Source organism: Streptomyces eurythermus, assembly GCF_014649115.1.
Taxonomy (GTDB): domain Bacteria; phylum Actinomycetota; class Actinomycetes; order Streptomycetales; family Streptomycetaceae; genus Streptomyces; species Streptomyces eurythermus.
Genome location: NZ_BMSK01000002.1, coordinates 77039 through 93793 on the forward strand (window position 1 = coordinate 77039; position 16755 = coordinate 93793).

Sequence of the window (16755 nt, forward strand, 5' to 3'; positions counted from 1 at the left end):
CGACGAGCGGCGGGGTGCCCACCCTCCTACGGTACGGGGGAAGGGCACGCCGCCCGCCGGCGAGGTGCCCGGCACACCGGCCCCCGCGGGCGGGCGGCTCAGACCGCCGAGAGGGAGTCCAGTGCCAGGCACAGCCGCTCGGTGTCCTCGTCGGTGTTGTAGTAGTGCACCGACGCGCGCACCACTTCGGACAGGCCGCGCGCGCCCAGGTCGTAGCGGGCCGAAGTGATCGCCGACACGCTGGTGTTGACGCCTGCCGCGGCGAGGTGTCGCCGCACCTCGGCCGCGGGCACGCCGTCGACGGTGAACGTGACGATGCCGCACAGACGCCGGCCACGGTCCTGGACGGTCACTCCGGGCGTCTGCGCGAGCCGGTGCCGCAGCCGTGCGGCGAGAGCCGTGACCCGCTCCTCGATCGCTTCGATGCCCCAGCCCAGAGCGTAGTCCGCGGCGACACCGAGGCCGATCTTCGCCGCGTAGTTGGTTTCCCACGCTTCGAACCGCCGGGCGTCGGACCGGATGTCGTACGTTTCCGGACCGGTCCACGTCGCGGCGTGCAAGTCGAGGAAGGGCGGCTCCAGTTGCCCGATGAGCCGTTCGGAGACGTAGAGGAAGCCGGTACCGCGCGGTCCGCGCAAGAACTTGCGCCCGGTCGCCGACAGCATGTCGCAGCCGATCTCCCCCACGTCGACGGGCAGTTGCCCCACCGACTGGCAGGCGTCGAGCAGATACGGGACGCCGGCGGCGCGGGTCAGCCGGCCGATCTCCGCCGCGGGGTTCACCAAGCCGCTCTGGGTGGGCACATGGGTGACGGCGACGAGCTTGACGTCGTCGTCCAGGCGCCGTCGCAGGTCCGCCACCGACAACTGGCCGTGTTCGTCGTCGTCGACCACCTCGACGCGGGCGCCGGTGCGGCGGGCCACCTGCAGAAAGGCGATCACATTGCTGGCGTACTCGGCGCGGGAGGTCAGGATGCGATCGCCGGGCCGGAAACGCATCGCGTAGAAGGCCATGTCCCAGGCCCGGGTGGCGCTTTCGACCACGGCGATCTCGTGCGGCCGGCAGCCGATCAGGCGGGCGATCGACTCGTAGACCGCGTCGATCTCCGCGGCCCGGGCCACCGCGGCCTCGTAGCCGCCGAGCCGTGCCTCCAGCCGCAGATGGTCGATGACGGCTTCGAGGACCGGAGCCGGGGCGAGTGCCGCGCCGGCGTTGTTGAGGTGTACGACGTTCGCGCACCCGGGAGTCTCCCGGCGGGCACGGGCCACGTTCACTGCTTCCGGCACGGCACTCCTTCACGTTCGCCCTGGCGGGCACGGGGCAGACTGCGACGCTCCTGGGATTCTCCCTCTTCCGGAGGATCCGCCGCGCCCTCGCCCTGCCGACCGCGAGCGAGTGAGGGTCACCACCGCAGGGTGAGCCGTCTCGGTGACCTGAAGCCGCGGCCTTCGACGCCGTCGGTGTCCGGAGCGGGACGGTCCGGCCCCGCCGGTGGTGCCATGCGGGCCAGCCCGGCGAGGATCTCGCCGGCCTCGAGGGCGGCCAAGTGCCGGCCGAGGCAGATGTGCGGGCCGGTGCCCATGGCCAGGTGCGGCAGCGGCCGCCGGTGGATGTCCAGGCGGTCCGCGTCGGTCCACCGGCTCTCGTCCCGGTTGGCGGACGCCAGGTTCACGCAGACCAGATCACCCTCCCGTAACCGCGCACCGCACAGTTCCGTGTCGGCGGAGCACCGGCGCAGAACCCAGGTCAGCGGGCACTCCCAGCGCCAGCACTCCTGGATCACTGCCGTGGCCCCCCGCTCGTCGGCGCGGGCGGTCTCCAGGAGTGCCGGGTCGGAGAGGACCGCGTACATCAGCGTGGCGAGGGAACGGAACGGGGGTTCGGTGCCGGTGGACAGCAACAGGCGTACCGTGGGCACGAGTTCGGGCCCGGTGCCGATCGCCGGGTCCTCGTGGCGCAGCAGCCGGCCCACGAGGCTGTGCGCGGGCCACGCCGAGGGTGTGCCGAGCCACTCCGCCATGGCGGTGGCGATCTTTCCGTCGGCGTCGTCGAGCAGTCCGACCGCCCAGGTGTACAAGGTGCCGATCCGTGTTCCGGGCGGAAAGCCGATGATGCCCGCTATGGTCGTCAACGCCACCGGGAAGGCCAGATCGCCGACCAGGTCCCCACCGCCCTGGTCCGCCAAGGCGCGCAGCCGGGCGTCGACGGTCCGGCGGACGCGGGACCGCTGCTCGCTCACGGCCTGCCGGTGGAAGCCTCCGTGCAGCGCGTTCCGCCAGGCCCGGTGCTCGGCGCCGTCCATCTCCAGGAACGACCGGCCGACCACCCGGCCCATGCTGTCGGCGTAGGCGGAGGACGAGAAGTCCCGCTCGTCGCGCAGCACTTGGTCGACCGCCTGATAGGACACCACGTGACAGGCCGGAGTCCCCGGTGTGCCGGGCACGTCGGCGCCGGTCAGCACCTCTTCCAGCGTGGACCGGTGGACCGGGCCCCGGCGGCGCAGGGCGGCGAACTCCGCGTGCGGGCTCCCGGGCGGCGGCCCGCTTCGGCCCGTGTAAGAGTCCGTAAAGTCGCCTGGTTTCAGGTGCTGTTGCTTTGAGGCCGGGTACTGCGGTGTGGTGTGGTGTGTCGTCCGGTGAACACCGGCGACCGCCGGCCCCCGCCTGTTCGTCGACAAGGAAAAACACCCGCCCATGGAATTCGGTTGGCTCTCTGACCGTCGTGCGGCTCCCGTTCGTGCGGCGCCGCTCCGCCGGTTGGTCGCCGCGAACGCGCTCAGTTCGGTCGGGGACGGCGCGCGGTTCGCGGCGCTGCCCCTGCTGGCGGCGGCCGTCACGCGGGACGTGTTCTGGGTGTCGGTGGTCGCCGCCGCCGGGCGGGCGCCCTGGCTGCTGGCACCGCTCATCGGCACCCTCGTCGACCGCATGGAGGCGCGCCGGTCCATGGTGGGCGCCGATCTGGCACGCTGCGCGCTGCTGGCGGCGCTGACCGCGGCGACGGTCGTCGGGTGGGTGCCCGTCATGTCGCTGGTGGTGCTGGCCTTCCTCTGCGGCGTCGCCGAGGTGTTCTTCGACAGCGCGGCCCAGGCGGTCGTCCCGCGGCTGGCCGAGGACCGGCAGCTGGAGCGGACGAACGCCCGGATCATCGGGGCGCAGATCACCGGCACCGGTTTCCTCGGGCCGCCGCTCGGAGCGGCGCTGTGGACGGTCGGACAGCCCTGGCCGTTCGCGGTGGACGCGGTGACGTTCCTCGGTTCGGCGCTCCTGCTCAGGGGCTTGCCCCGGTACGGTCCGGGGGAGCGGACGGAACGCGGGGTCGCCGGTCTGCTGCGCGGAACGTGGGCCGGCCTGCGGCTGCTCGGCGGCAACCGGGTGCTGCGCCGCCTGATGGCGGTGGTCGCGGTGCTCGGTGTGGGCCAGCAGGCGGTCTACGCGGTGCTCGTCGTGTACGTGGAGGGCAAGCTCGGCCTGCCGTCCTGGGGTTACGGCCTGATGCTGGTGGCGGCGGCCCTCGGCAGCCTGGCCGGAGCCAGGTCGGCGGCGTGGACGGCGCACCGGCTGGGCACCGCGCGGAGCCTGATCGCGTCGGTGACCGTGTCCGCGCTCACCTACCTGGTCGTCGCGGTGCTGCCGTGGTGGCCGCTGGTGGCGCTGATGCTCGTGGGGAACAGCGCCGCCGTGGTGCTGTGGAACGTCTGCACGGTCTCGCTGCGGCAGCGGCTCGCCCCACCCGGGATGCTGGGCCGTGTCACCAGCGGCTACCGTCTCGCCGCCTGGGGAACCATGCCCGTCGGCGCGGCGCTCGGCGGCGTCCTCGCCGGACGCGTAGGCCCGGGAGCCCCCTGGGCCACGGCGGGCCTGCTGCTCCTGGCATGCCTGCCACTGCTGCGCGGTATGCCGCCCGCGCGGTCGCCACAGGCGGACGACGCCGGCACGGAGACGGCCCGCGACGAGTGCGCCGGGGGATAGCACCGTTCCACGCCGTCGCCTTTACGACAGCCGGCGACTACGACAGCCACAGGCCGTTCCGGGAAGTCACCGCCTCTTTTCGCTCGGTATGAGGGGCGGACGGAAATAGACCGCCAGGAATTCCCCGACACCGACAATGCATCCCCTTATCCGTCACCAGCATTTCGGTGACACGGACGTCGCCGATAGCCGAGATGACCGGATCCGGCGCCTGGGCGACCTGTCTGCACAAGGAAGGCGACCGCGGCGCACTTACAACGGCTGACACAATAAGGTGGATCCGTCCTGTCCGCCGTGTCCGGGGTGGGAGTTGAGCGTTGCGTCCCAGGTCCGCCTCGCGGTCAGCAGTACCGGTGCCTGGGGCCACAGCGGGCACGCCCCTGCCCGGGGTGATGAGCAGCTGCCCGTTCGGTCACCCTCCGCGCAGTGCCTCGATCTCGCGGGCGAGGGCGAGGCAGGCGTCGATGACATCGCGTGCGGCGCCGGGTGTGACGCCGTTGGAGAGGTGCTGAGCGCGGTCGCGCAGACGGCGCAGGCGCGTCAGGACGGCCGCGCTGCCGGTGGGCAGGCCGCACGCGACCAGCGCCCTGCCGAGGGACGCCACGTCGGCCGGCTGCCAGCCCAGTCCGCGCGCCAGGACGACTTCCCGGCACAGCCGTTCCAGTACGTCCCATGCCGTGACGACGGCCGCCGTCGGTACGGAGTCGGCCATGCCCCTGGCGACGCGGAACCCGTCCCGCCACACCGCCCCGGACCTCTGCTCCGCAGGATGGGGCGCGTCAGGCCAGGGGCGGAGCACGACCGGTCCGGGAGAACCGGGTTGTCCCGGCTGGGGCTGGTCGTACACGGGTCCGCCCGAACCAGGCTGCTGAGGCTGGCCCTGCCCCGGCCCGCCTGGAGCGGGCTGCCCCGGCTGGGTGTGGCCCTGCCCGGGCCCGCCCGGAGCGTGCCCCGGCGGGGGGTAGCCGTATCCGGATCCGGCTGGAGCAGGCAAGGGGTAGTCCGTGTCCTGGCCGTTGCCCGAGGGCGGCCCGGCGGGTGCCGGCACGCCGTGGGCCGTCCGGGACCCCCTCCACGCCGGCACCGGCCCCGCGCCGTCGCCGACGCTCTCAGCCTGGTTCAGCACGTCGCGCGCCTCGACCGCGAACTCGATCGACCCGGCCGGTGTCTCCAGCCGTGTCATGCGCGCGAACGCGTCCCTGAGGTGCGCACGCAGGACATACACGAGGGTGAGCGTGATCAGCGGCCACACGAGGGCCTGAACGTATTTGAGAACGAGTTCGGCGATCTCCACACACCCCATGGTGGCCGACGAACGGCCCCGGGATGTGCGGAACATCGCAGACCGTCGAAGGCATGCTTCTGGATGCGTTGGCGGAGGTCTCGGCTCGACGAGCTATGGCTTCTGGCTTCTTTGTCCGTCATCACGCGCCGGCGGCGGGCGGGCCAGCAGGGGGCCGGCCAAGTTGTCCAGCTCCCGGAGCGGCCGAAGAGCGCGAAGAACGGCTCTTCCCTCGGGTTGAGGGCGCCTCCATTGACACGATGAACCACGACACCGACCCCTGCGGCCAGATCGGCTAGACCAACGAGTTCGACGGCGCCGTGGAGGTGGCCCGCCAGTACGCTGCCGAGTACCCCGGCACACTGGTCGTCATCACCGCCGACCACGGCCACATGAGCAGGGATGGGTCACTCGGCAGCCGCCGGGGCGACCGCGCCTGTTCGAGGATGCCGAGGACGGTGTCGGGTCAGCAGCGGACGCAGGTCGGGACATCCTGGAGCGGGGCGTCCCGTGCCTGCTGCCGGGTGGCGGTCGTGGCACCGGTCGTTCCGGGCGGCGGCTCAGCAGTCAGCCCCCGTGCACGGTTCTGCTTTTCAAGTCGTTGGCGATCGAGGCGCGGAGAGGCGCCAGTTCGGCGTCGATCGCTTCTGTCTCACCACTGCTCACCAGCACCGCAGCCTCGGGACAGGAGAGCTTACCGATGAACTTCATGCGTAGGTGGGTCGGAGGACAACCGTCGTCGAACGCGTCTCCGCGCAGTTCGGAGAGGCGTAGACGCCGCTCGAACTCCATGTCCGGCACCGAGGCCAGGTGAACGCGCAGTGCCTCCCAAAGGTCGTCCTCACACCAGGCGGCGCGTTCGAGCGCGAAGAGAGCTGTCTCACGCAACAGCAGGGCACGAAGCAGCCCTTGCACCGATGCGGCAGAGGCGATCCGGGCCGCGTTTTCGTCCGCCCGGTATTCCGCCTGTCCCCCAGAACGGTCCCGCAGCCGACTCAACAGCCGATGACACCCAAGCGCAGCGCGAGACAGGAAGTCCTGGAGCGGCTGGGCAAGTGCGACTCCCATGCCGACGATGCTGCTCTGGCGATTGCCACCCGCGTCGAACGCATGCCTATCGGTCACCTTCTGCCGCTCGTCATCCAGCGCGCGAACGGGTCTGATCACATCCGCCCACGTTGTCAGGGCGTCCAGTGCGGTCTGGATCCAGGCAGCACTCAAAGACTTGCCGGTCGAGAGGCGGCCGAGGTCGTGGCCGAGCAGGGCAAGCCGTTGATCCATGGTGAGGGCCTCCCATAGCGGCAGACCCAGGATGAGTACGCGACGCCGACGCAGCCCTGCCTTCGTGCAACCGGAGCCGTACCGCTCATCTACGGCGATCACATCCACAGGCCGGGTGCCGAGCTCGGCGGCGGCGCGTTCCGCGAGCGCGTACAGCCTGGGTGCCGTGGAACGGTCCAGAGTGTGCCGAGGCATCCTCCCGAGACGCGGACGCAGCACCAGGACGATCACCAATTCCGTGACGGCCATGATTCGCTCCGGCCAGTTGCCCGCGACCAACAGCCACATACCGGTGCCCGCGAGCGCGAGAGTGACCAAGTTGACTGCGCCCGCGAGTACGACAGCGCCGAGCCAGGCAGAACTCGGCCGTTTGCCCCCGGTTCCGCCGGCCAGAGCGCGGTTGAACATCCGATCGTGGTGCGCCAGGTCACGAGTCCGGTGCTGCCCGCTACCAACGCCGCCGAGCGGGTCGAGGTTCCAGTCGCAGGCCGGACACCAGATGCTGAACCGGTTGTCCGGGACCCGCAACGCCACCTGGCAACGCGGGCAGGACAAGTCAACGCTCTCATTCACGATGAGTGATCATCACTTGGCAGCGGTCTGCCGTAACAGGACCGAACTAGCCGTTTCCTCAACCCCCACATGGCTACAGAGCCCTGCCGGACTTGAACTCACCCTTTCAATGGGGGCAGCTCACCTGCGAGCTGGGCCTAGCCTGAAGCAGTTGCCGAGGTACCGATCCGATCTCCCGGAGAGTGAGACCACACCTATGGGCGTATCCCTGCGCGAGCTTGAGGACAGTGACCTACCGATCTTCTGGAAGCAGTTGACGGATCCCGAGTTGCAGCAGATGGCAGCCGTGACCAGGAAGTATCACTACGACCGCGGCCACTTCGACCGGCACTGGTCGAAGGTGCGCTCGGACCCGTCCGTGATCTTACGAACCGTTCTCGCCGACGGCGCTGTAGCAGGACACGCCGCTGTCTTCGGTCCGCCGCCGGAGCGAGAGGTCACGTATGTCATCGGGCGAGCACATTGGGGCCAGGGCATCGGCACCGCGGCCCTGACTGAACTGATCAAGCTGGAGCCCGTGCGACCGCTGCACGCTGACGCCGCCGCGGACAATGCCGGCTCCATCCGGGTGCTGGAGAAGTGCGGCTTCACCATCACAGGGAACAGCCGGTGCTTCGCCCGGGCTCGTGACGAGGAGATCGATCTGGTGCACTTGATACTGAGATGAGCATGCCGACCGCTACCCAGAACCGCATGTTCTGAAAGACGCGGTCCAAAACTCCCCGCTCGCCTCGTCACGGTCGTACGAATGACCAGGGCGGTGTCACCGGCTGCCGGTAGCGTGGCCACTGTGATGGTGGGCACCGAGGAAACCCGGCTGATCGTACTGCGCGGCAACAGCGCCTCGGGGAAGTCGTGCGTCGCGGACGGCCTCCGTGAGAGCTTCGGCCGCGGCTTGGCCCTGGTCGGCCAGGACAACCTCCGCCGCGTCGTGCTGCGCGAGCATGACCGGCCCGGAGCGGCGAACATCGGCCTGATCGACCTGACGGCCCGCTACGCCCTCGACGCCGGCTATCACGTCGTGGTCGAAGGCATCCTCTCCGCTGACCGTTACGGCGACATGCTCACCCGGTTGCGCGCCGACCACCGCGGCCCGACCCACAACTACTACCTCGACGTGCCGTTCGACTAAACCCTCGCCCGGCACGCCACCAAGCCGCTCGCCGACGAGGTCGACGAAAGGCAACTGCGTGACTGGTACCGGCCGCTCGATCTCCTGCCCGGCGGCATCGAGACGGTCATCGGCGCCGACAGCGCCCTGCGTGAAACCATCGACCGCATCATGCTCGACACGGGCCTGGCTCACCTGCCCGCGCTGGACCGCTGACCGTGGCCGGGCCGCGGCCCAGCCGGGTGTGTGCCGCCATGTGTGACGAGAGGCTCTACTGCCGGAGTTTCCTGGCGGGGTGGCCGGTGACGACCAGGATTGTCAGTGCCGCCTCCTAGCATGGCGACCATGACGAAGACGCAGGTGGGGGCGGCAGGGCGGCTGCTGCGCGAGATGGCCGGGACCGGTCGGCAGGCCGAGGGACCGGGCCCGCGCAGTGGGGCCGCGCTGCGGGCAGTGGAACGGGCGCGGCCCGCGCGGTCGGTGGCGGCCAAGGTCGCCGCCGCGGGCGGAGTCGACGACGAGACGGCCGCCCTGCTCAGGAAGTTGACGAAGCGTCACCTTGGCGGGGACACGACCCGCTGGTGCCGACTGCACGACGCGCTGGCCACGCACCCCGGCGCCCTGCCCGAGTTCCTCGCCGAGCCACCGCTGCCGCCGGCGCCGGACGACACGCTCCGTCCGCCCGCACCCCGCAGTGTCCACCGCACGCTCGGCCTCCTCCTCGAGCACACGGAGCCCCGGCATGCCGCGGCCGCGCTCGCCGCCCTGCCCGAGCGGGTGACGACGGAGCTGCTGGCCGGCGGGGCACTCCCTGCGCCCACCCTCGTCACCGCCGTCCTCGACCACGGCGACACCCGCACCCGGGCAGCCCTGGCCCGCCATCCCCGGCTCGACACCCGGGTCTTGGCCCGGCTCGTCGCGGTCGGCGACGCGCAGGTCGCCGCAGCCGTCTACCGCAACCCGCGTACCACCCAGTCCCTGCGCCGTACCATCGCGGAGCGGCTCGACACCGTACCGCTCGACAACGCGCTGCGCGCCGAGCTGACGGCGCCGCACGGCCAGGTCCCGCGCACCTGGCTCACCCCGCTGCTCGGCTCGGGAGACCCAGAGCTCGTGGTGCCCGCACTGCGGTGGGGGGTACGGCAGGTCGCCCAGCGGTACGCCCTGCTGAGAATCTGGGAGCGGACCGGCCAGGACGCCGTACGCGCCCTGCTCGACGACCCCGCCGCGGCCGCCTGGCTGAGCCGGGCCACCGTGGACGCGGTCACCGAGGCCCTGGCCGCCCCGGACGGCGACGGACCGCGTCGGCTGCGCGCGCAGGGCGAGCCGTACGAGGACCCCGCCCGGCTGCCCGCGTTGCTCGCCACCGCCCGGGGCACCAGCACCCTGCGCGACCTGCTGTCCGAGCCGTACGCCCATGACCTCGACGCCCTGGCCGCGGCCCATGCCGCGACCCCGTTCATGCCCAAGGCATGCGAGGAGCTGGCCCGCCACGAGGCGGCGAGCGACGCACAGCGTCAGGCGTTCCGGTTGTCCGTCCTCAACGAGCCGTGGCGTACCGGGGGCCGCCGCGCGGGGAACACCGGCCTGCCCGCGCGCCGCCTCGCAGAGGAGGAGCTCGACGGCAGCGCCGCCGTCTGGGCGGAGGGCATGGCGACGGCGGGGTTCCTCGACCCGGTCGAGCTGATCGGCACCGCGCGCCCTGCCCGCCACGCCCTCGCCGCACTGGGGCGCCTCGCCGAACGGGATCTGCTGGGCACGGCGGCTGTCGCCGAACTGGGGGCATTGACCCAGGCGCATCTGGGGGACCGGGAGGGGGCCTGGGCCGCGTTCGACACCCTGCTGCCCGAACACGCGGGCACGGTCGCGGAGCTGATCGCCAAGGCGGGCAAGGCCGCCCCGGAAGAGGCTGCCCCGGAAGAGGCCGCCCCGGAAGAGGCCCACGCCGAGTCCCAGCCGCCGGCAGAGCCCCAACAACCACCCGTCCAGCCCGAGCCGATGGTCGATGGCGCCGCCGGGCCCCATCCACAGGCCGGGCCCCAACCCCCCGTCTCGGAACCCCCACCCCGGCGGACTCTCCACCGGCGCGACCGTGTGCACGCCCTGGCCGCCCTCGACCTGCTCTACTCCCTCGCCCCGGACGGCGCGCCCCGGCCGAAGGACCCCGAGGTGCTGCGCGCGCTGGCGGTGTACGAGCCGGCGACCGCGCCCGGCCTCGCCACTCCCCGCTGGTTCGCCCTGGCCTGTGCCTTCCACGGCATCCCTCCGTCCCCGAGCGGCTTCGCGTACGGGGCGCCCGGACTCGCGGAGTTGCGCGGGCGACTCCCCGAGACGTACGGATCCGGTGCGCAGCACATCGAGCACGCCTACGTACAGGGCGTGCTGCCCGCCGACGAGTTGCTCACCCTGCTGCCCGCCCGGCGCCTGCTCCTGCTGCCGCACGACTGGAGGCGGCTCGCGTTCGCCGACGCGTGGCGGGCCGCGCTCGCCCGCCGCCTGCGCGCCGAACTCGGTACCGACCCCGACGCCTGGCTCCGCCTGGCCGCGACCGTGACGGCGTCCGAATCCGCCTCCGAGGGGCTGACCTGGGAGCGGCTGTTGCGGCGCGCGCAGTCCGGTGCGGGCCCGGCGGCGGGCGGAGGTACGACCATCGGCAGGACCGGACCGGCCACCCCCGACGAGGCGATCAAGCTTCTGGAGCGGGGCGACCATCTGTGGGGCTGGCCGGAGGGCACCCTGCTGTGCCTGGCCGACGCCGAGGTGGTCGACGCCGTCCTGCCCCGGCTCGGGCCGGACGGGCCCTGGCTGCTCGCCGCGTACCTGCTGCGCCACGAGCGCACACCACGCACCGTCCTGGACCGGCTGCTCGCGGACCGCGATCCCCACGCGCTGCGCGTCCTGGCCGCCCAGTCCCGCTGGATGGAGCGCAGTGGCGCGGTGGAGCGCCTCGTCGGCCTCGACGACCCCGAGGTCGACCTCGCCCTGCTGCGGCACTGGAACCCCCGGCCCCTCGTCCACCGGATCGTGACCCGGTCACGGCCCGGTGCCGGGCGGCCTTCCCTGGGCGCACGGGTGCTCGCCGACTGGCGGGCCGGGAACTCCGCGCGGCCGGCCGGCGGACTGATGTGGCTGTGCTCGGCCGAACCCGATCTCGTGGAGGCGATCCTCGAAACAGAGGGCGCGCGGCTCGGTCTGGGGCATCAACTACTCGGCTGTATACGTCTGTTGCAGCACGGCGGTGCCGACCGGCTGGCGAGGCTCGCGGGGCGAGACGTGCTGGGGCGCTCCGCCGCCACCGTATGCGCGAAGGCCCTCGCGTCCCCCGACCCCGCCGCCGTCCTCCGCGCCCGGCTCGACCGCGAACTGGCGCCGGAGAAACTCGTCCGGAAGCTGCGGCGCGCCCGGCACGCCCCGCACGCACGGGACCTCATCGAGTCGCGCCCGCCGGGCGAACCGGTGGACTGGGCCGCTCTCGAAGCGGCCCACGCCCAGGAGCCGTTGCCGTACTGGCAGGACATCATCCGCCTGGACGGCGTCCCCGAGGACGTACGGCTGCGACACGCGGCGCTGCTGCCGGAGCCGGGCCCCGACGGCCTGCCCGGCAGCGCGCGGCTCACCCGGGAGCGCGCCCGGCACGGACTCGGCGGCCATTTCCACTGCGCGCCGACCACCCAACTGGACGGGCTGCTCACGGCGGGGCTGCTCGACGGAGCGGACCTGCTGCGCCGCGCGACCCCGGCCGCGCGGCTGCTCGCCTACCTGGGCGCCGCCGCCCGTCGCACGGACGCCCCGCCCCAGGCCGCCGAGGCCCGCGCCCTCCTCGCGGACCTCGTGCGCTCCGAACTCGGCACGGACCCGGCGGCCTGGCGCCGGGTCGCCGAGCGGCTGACCGGCCTCGACCCCGACTGGGACCCGGCCTCGACGGTGGAGGCGCTGCTCGCCGTCCAGCCAGGTCGCCGCCGGCCGGAGTTCCCCATTGCGTACAGGCGGACGGGAGAGGGCACCGAACCCGGGCCGGAAAGCGACCGTTCGTAGCCGGCGGCGACCGTCGCATGCCACGCCCGTACCAGCGCGGTTGCGAGGGCGCCGGCCGGCTATGGGTAGAGCTTCTCGCCCTCGGCCAGCATTGCGACGAACTTCTCGATCCGGCGGGCCCGGGTCTCGGCCTTCTTGGCGTCCTGGATCCGGTACAGGACCGCGTAGCGGTTGCGCCGGTCCCGGGTCTCGAAGAACGCGGCGGCGGCCGGCTCGGCGGCCAGCGCCGCGGCCAGGTCGTCCGGCACGGTCGCGGTCTTCGCGCCGTCGTAGGCCGCCTCCCAGCGGCCGTCCGCCTTGGCCCGGTCGATCTCGGCCTGCCCGGCGGGACGCATCCGGCCCTGCTCGATCAGCGCCGCGACCTTGTCCCGGTTGACCTTGGACCACTTGCTGTTCGGCTTACGGGGGGTGAACCGCTGCAGCCACCACTCGTCATCGAACGTGGCCTTCTGACCGTCGATCCAGCCGTGGCAGAGCGCCACATCGAGGGCCTGCGCGTACTCCAGCGCGACGATTCCCGGGCCCTTCTTGCGCAGCTTGAGCCAGATACCGGGACAGGACGCGTGGTTCTCGGCCAGCCAAGCCTCGAACGCCTCGGCCGAGTCGAACGAGAGGATCTCCAAGTCCTGAGTCACCCCAGCAGTGAACCACTCCCGGGTGGCCCGCGACTCGACAACCGGCTCCGTCCGTCAGGACGCCATGCCGTGCAGGGCTTTGACGGTGTTCCAGTTCCGGGTGGTCGCGGTGATGCCGAGCCGGCGCTCGATGAACGTGTTGTTCAGCTTGGTACGCCCGTAGCCGCCCGGCACGTGCAGGTGGATCTCGTCGCCGAGCAGGGCGAACTCGGCGGTCTCCCCGGCCGGCGTCCGCAGGGCGGCCGCCCGCTCGGCGGTCGGCGTCTCGGCGAGGAAGGTCACGTGCAGCTTGGCCGGGTCGTCCTCGCGGTCCAGGTACGGGTTGGCGGCGACCGTCCGGTCCAGCGACTCGCCGGTGCGCAGCAGCACGCTTGCCGGTACGCCCAGCCCGTCGGCGAGGCGCTTCTCGATCCGCTCCCGCACCTCACCGGGCGCGGCCCCCGCCGGGTCGGCGAAGATCACGTTCCCGCTCTGGAGATACGTCTGCACCTCGTCGAATCCCAGCGCGCCGAACAGCTCGCGGAGGTCCTTCATCGCGATCCTGGCGTGTCCGCCGACGTTGATCCCGCGCAGCAGTGCGACGTACTTGCTCATTCTCCTCAGCCTTCCACAGGCCTGTGACACCGACAAGGAAGGGCCGATCGACAAGGAAGGGGGCGTACGAGCCGATGTCGGGGCCCGGCCGCATGTTTGATGGGCACGTACGGTGGTGGAGTCCGCCGAAACGGCCCAGTTCAAGGTCGTCATCGGCGTCTGCCTGAGCCACAGTGCGGTGAACACCCTGTCAGCCGGTCATGGGGACGTTCTTCTCCAAGGCGGCGAGACGGTTGGGCAGGTGGGGCTGTGGCGCCTGGTGCAAGCCGTGGTGCACGAAGCCCCATGCGCGGGCCCGGGTTGCGATGCCGTCCCGGTCGAGCGTGCCGGCCTCCGGCGTCTCCCCGGAGCAGCGCTGATCGCCGGCGCCCCGGCCACAGACCCCGTGGCGCCCGGCGTCCACGCGGCGGAGCGCCGCGGCCGGCCGGACCAGCACCCGACACGGGACCGCAGTGACGAGAGGGTACGGCCGGCGCCCCCGTCCGCCGGTTGTGGCGGCGTGCTGGTGCGGACCGTCCCGTTGATGACCTGCCGGTCCGCGGGCCAGGGTCGGCCTGTCGCGGCCTGCGGCACCGGCGCAGCGAGCAACCCCCGCTCCTGATCGTCGAGTTCGGGCGGCCGGGTACCCGTTATGATCCGCGACCTGATCTCCGAGGACCGACTCGCCCGCGCAGGCCGCGACGGCGAGATGCCCGTCTTCGGCGCCGTCCTTGGTGCCCTCGGCCTCACGAGGGTGCCCCCGGGCCTCACGAGCCATGAGCACCCTCGCGCCGAGATGGCGCCGAGCGGCTCCTGCGCTGCACAAGTGCCTGGACACCCCCAGCGGAACGGCTCGCCTCCCACCTCCGAGTGCTCGATCGCCTCCGTCGCCCACCACACCGCCGCATCGGTCCCAGGGCGCCCTTCGGGGTCGTCACGGTGTCGGCGGCCGGCGGCCCCGCGCGTGGGCGGGTTCACGTGACTGTGGTCCCAGGTGCGTCCTCGTAGCCGGAGGAAACGGCAAGAGAGGTGGCGTGGCGGTCGTAGCGAGCGCTGCCGTGGGTCATCCAGTCGTAGTTGCCGCGGAACATGTGACGCATCCCCTGGACATAGGTGTCGGCCGCGGTCCGGTCGGCTGGGCTGCACCCGAGGTCGTCGTAGTGGGCGGGCAGCCGGTCGGCGAGCCGGCGGAAGCGCTCGCCGGCGAGGCGGACCATCGCCTGGATGTCGGCGATGGCCTCGTCACGGGTGCGGCCGGCGGCTTCGAGCACCAGCACCATGTTGTCGACCTCGCCCCGGCGTTCCTCTCGTTCGACGGCGAAGACGTCGTTCGGCAGGATGGCGAGCTTCGTGGCCTCCTCGAGGAGTCCGCGGGCGAGCGGCGTGTCCAGGAACCACTCCGGGGCGCGCCAGTGCTCGACCCGTTCGGCGACAGCGAGGCCCAAGGACAGCCCCGTGGTGATGTACCGCCGCTGGAGGTACTGGTCGGCGGTCGGCATCGTGCGGCGGATGCGGTGGTCGAGATAGGCGCCGAAGACCGCGGTGTGTTCGTGGAGAACGCGCCTTCGCCACGCCTGCGGCATGCCGTCACGCAGGCGCTGCCACAGGTCGCACCAGGCGGCACCCGCCGACGTGGCCGGTCGCGACGGCGCGTCCTGTTCGAACAAGGTCAGCAGGTCGTGGCAGACGTCGGCCGCTTCCTCGGCCCGTACTCCGTCCGTGCTGTCGCACAGGTCGTTGACGAGGCTGCACAGGCCCATGTGGTCGGCGGCGAGGTCGAGGTCCTCGCCCCGGGCGTGGGGGTAGACGTAGGCGGCGCAGGTTCCCAGCCGCATGGCCGCGAAGTAGCGCGCCTGCCCCGGAGCCAGCAGTTCCCGCGCGAGAGCCCACCGCACGAGGTGTTGGTCCGCTGCCGCGGCGTCCGGGCTGACGGCGCTGGGGAAGGGGATGTGGAACTCGACGTTGCTCGGCATGTGTCCTTCGGCCTTCGGCCAGGTCGAACCGGGAGGGCGGTGGGCGCGGGCTCTTTTCGATCAAGGACCGGGGCTGACCGGGCGTCCGGCCCGGCTGGGTCCGATGGGCTCGTCCCCGACGGACTGACGCGTGAACTGATCGGCGTAGGCGCACATCAGCTCCGCCATCTGCCGGTCCTTCACCGCGCGGCGCACGCGGGAACGCGCTTGCCGGAGGTGGTGGGCGATCTTCCGCTCGGCCCAGGCACGTCCGCCGCACTGTTCGACGAGGTCGGCCATGCGGCTGAGTTCTCCGTTCCGTGGTGCCTGGGGCCGCTGGTAGTAGGAGGCGAGCTCGTCCCGCAGGGCGTGGCCGGACTGCAGGGCGGCGCACACGATGCTCGTCTTCTTGCGGGACCGGAGATCATCGCGCCGGGGCGGCGAGTCCTGCCCGGACTGCCCGTAGAGATCCAGGACGTCGTCGCGCAGCTGCATGACCCTCCCCAGGTGCCACCCGAAGGACCGCATCAACGCCACGCGTTCCGGGCCGGCTCCGCCCTGGAGCGCGCCGGCCTCGCAGCAGGCAGCCACCCAGTCGGAGCTCTTGCCGTCGACCACTTCCAGCGCCTGCCGCAGGCACACACCCGCGTGCTGCTGGTGCCGGGCATCCAGGGCCTGCGCGCGAAACGCCCCGTACATCGCACCGAACAGCACCCGCCGCACGTCAGCGGCGGCGGGACCCGTCTGCTCGGCGAGCTCGGCCAGGGCCGTCATCAGCAGGGCGTCGGCGGCCAGAACGGCCGTGGAGACGCCGAAGGTCTTCCACACGGTGGGAAAGCCGCGCCGCATCCCGTCCTGGTCGATGACGTCGTCGCAGATGAGGCCGTAGCCGTGGATGAGAGCGCACGCGCCGGCAACCGGCCGCGCCCGGTGCCAGGAGCCGCCCTCGACACCGGCGCTGAGAAGGACGAGCGTGACAGCCCGGAAGCCGGGACCCCGGTAGACCACTTCCCGGCCTGTTTCGTCGACCCACCCGAAGTAGTACGCGCACGGATCATGGAGTGGCGCGGGGATCCGGCCCACGAGCTTGCGCAGATGCGGCAGGAGGATGCCGCGCGCGGCCGAGACGACGTGGTCCGGCGTGGTGAGGGCCGAGTGATCCAGTTCAGTGCTTTCCGACATTCGAGTCTTCCGCTCACCGCTCGGCATGCCTGATCGGTCGAGCACAGTGAACCCTGCCGTCCCTTCCCTCCCCCCGCTCCACCCTCATGACACGCCGGGCGCCTCACACCAACCCACCACGCGATCCCGCCCGCCACTCGGCCACGAGACAGAACAGGTCCTG

11 protein-coding genes and 1 pseudogene are annotated in these 16755 nt (G+C 72.0%); 4 read left to right on the forward strand and 8 right to left on the reverse strand.

Going from position 1 to position 16755, the window contains the following annotated elements:
• Nucleotides 1-98: 98 nt before the first annotated feature.
• Together IE251_RS03195 and IE251_RS03200 are read right to left on the reverse strand one after the other, a co-directional pair.
• Nucleotides 99-1286, reverse strand: coding sequence for an aminotransferase class V-fold PLP-dependent enzyme (locus IE251_RS03195; protein WP_189751373.1), 1188 nt, complete (start codon nt 1284-1286; stop codon nt 99-101).
• A 116-nt stretch (nt 1287-1402) separates the two neighbouring features.
• Nucleotides 1403-2461 carry a cytochrome P450 gene (locus IE251_RS03200; protein ID WP_189751374.1) on the reverse strand — a complete coding sequence of 353 codons (1059 nt, stop codon included), beginning with the start codon at nt 2459-2461 and terminating at the stop codon, nt 1403-1405.
• Nucleotides 2462-2693: 232 nt separating this feature from the next.
• Here IE251_RS03200 and IE251_RS03205 point away from each other — a divergent pair, with 232 nt between their 5' ends.
• Complete coding sequence (locus IE251_RS03205) at nt 2694-3968, forward strand: MFS transporter (RefSeq protein WP_267925964.1); 1275 nt, start codon at nt 2694-2696, stop codon at nt 3966-3968.
• Nucleotides 3969-4380: 412 nt separating this feature from the next.
• Here IE251_RS03205 and IE251_RS03210 read toward each other — a convergent pair whose 3' ends face one another.
• The gene (locus tag IE251_RS03210; protein WP_189751376.1) at nt 4381-4680 is read right to left on the reverse strand and encodes a hypothetical protein; all 300 of its coding nucleotides are present in this window, start codon (nt 4678-4680) and stop codon (nt 4381-4383) included.
• Between the two features lie 1137 nt (nt 4681-5817).
• The gene (locus IE251_RS03215; protein ID WP_189751377.1) at nt 5818-7104 is read right to left on the reverse strand and encodes a M48 family metallopeptidase; all 1287 of its coding nucleotides are present in this window, start codon (nt 7102-7104) and stop codon (nt 5818-5820) included.
• A 196-nt stretch (nt 7105-7300) separates the two neighbouring features.
• Here IE251_RS03215 and IE251_RS03220 point away from each other — a divergent pair, with 196 nt between their 5' ends.
• The 3 genes and pseudogenes from IE251_RS03220 to IE251_RS03230 all read left to right on the forward strand — a co-directional run bounded on the left by IE251_RS03220 (nt 7301) and on the right by IE251_RS03230 (nt 12250).
• On the forward strand, nt 7301-7771 hold the full coding sequence (locus IE251_RS03220) for a GNAT family N-acetyltransferase (RefSeq protein ID WP_189751378.1): 471 nt from the start codon (nt 7301-7303) through the stop codon (nt 7769-7771).
• Nucleotides 7772-7897: 126 nt separating this feature from the next.
• Nucleotides 7898-8431 (forward strand): annotated as a pseudogene (locus IE251_RS03225) (AAA family ATPase).
• 129 nt (nt 8432-8560) lie between these two features.
• Nucleotides 8561-12250 (forward strand): hypothetical protein, encoded by a 3690-nt coding sequence (locus IE251_RS03230; protein WP_189751379.1) that lies wholly within the window; start codon nt 8561-8563, stop codon nt 12248-12250.
• Between the two features lie 59 nt (nt 12251-12309).
• On the opposite strand, the gene IE251_RS03235 is transcribed toward IE251_RS03230, so the two are convergent.
• From IE251_RS03235 to IE251_RS03250, 4 genes are all read right to left on the reverse strand, one after another.
• The gene (locus IE251_RS03235) at nt 12310-12885 is read right to left on the reverse strand and encodes a YdeI/OmpD-associated family protein (RefSeq protein WP_189751380.1); all 576 of its coding nucleotides are present in this window, start codon (nt 12883-12885) and stop codon (nt 12310-12312) included.
• 54 nt (nt 12886-12939) lie between these two features.
• On the reverse strand, nt 12940-13479 hold the full coding sequence (locus IE251_RS03240; protein ID WP_189751381.1) for a DUF1697 domain-containing protein: 540 nt from the start codon (nt 13477-13479) through the stop codon (nt 12940-12942).
• A gap of 953 nt (nt 13480-14432) precedes the next feature.
• Complete coding sequence (locus IE251_RS03245) at nt 14433-15431, reverse strand: terpene synthase family protein (protein ID WP_189751382.1); 999 nt, start codon at nt 15429-15431, stop codon at nt 14433-14435.
• A gap of 60 nt (nt 15432-15491) precedes the next feature.
• On the reverse strand, nt 15492-16592 hold the full coding sequence (locus IE251_RS03250; RefSeq protein ID WP_189751383.1) for a polyprenyl synthetase family protein: 1101 nt from the start codon (nt 16590-16592) through the stop codon (nt 15492-15494).
• Nucleotides 16593-16755: the final 163 nt, after the last annotated feature.

Coding starts and splice junctions, on each gene's coding strand:
- IE251_RS03220 (WP_189751378.1), top strand. CDS start 7,301: ATGGGCGTATCCCTGCGCGAGCTTGAGGACAGTGACCTACCGATCTTC.
- IE251_RS03230 (WP_189751379.1), top strand. CDS start 8,561: ATGACGAAGACGCAGGTGGGGGCGGCAGGGCGGCTGCTGCGCGAGATG.
- IE251_RS03245 (WP_189751382.1), bottom strand. CDS start 15,431: ATGCCGAGCAACGTCGAGTTCCACATCCCCTTCCCCAGCGCCGTCAGC.
- IE251_RS03240 (WP_189751381.1), bottom strand. CDS start 13,479: ATGAGCAAGTACGTCGCACTGCTGCGCGGGATCAACGTCGGCGGACAC.
- IE251_RS03210 (WP_189751376.1), bottom strand. CDS start 4,680: ATGGCCGACTCCGTACCGACGGCGGCCGTCGTCACGGCATGGGACGTA.
- IE251_RS03250 (WP_189751383.1), bottom strand. CDS start 16,592: ATGTCGGAAAGCACTGAACTGGATCACTCGGCCCTCACCACGCCGGAC.
- IE251_RS03205 (WP_267925964.1), top strand. CDS start 2,694: ATGGAATTCGGTTGGCTCTCTGACCGTCGTGCGGCTCCCGTTCGTGCG.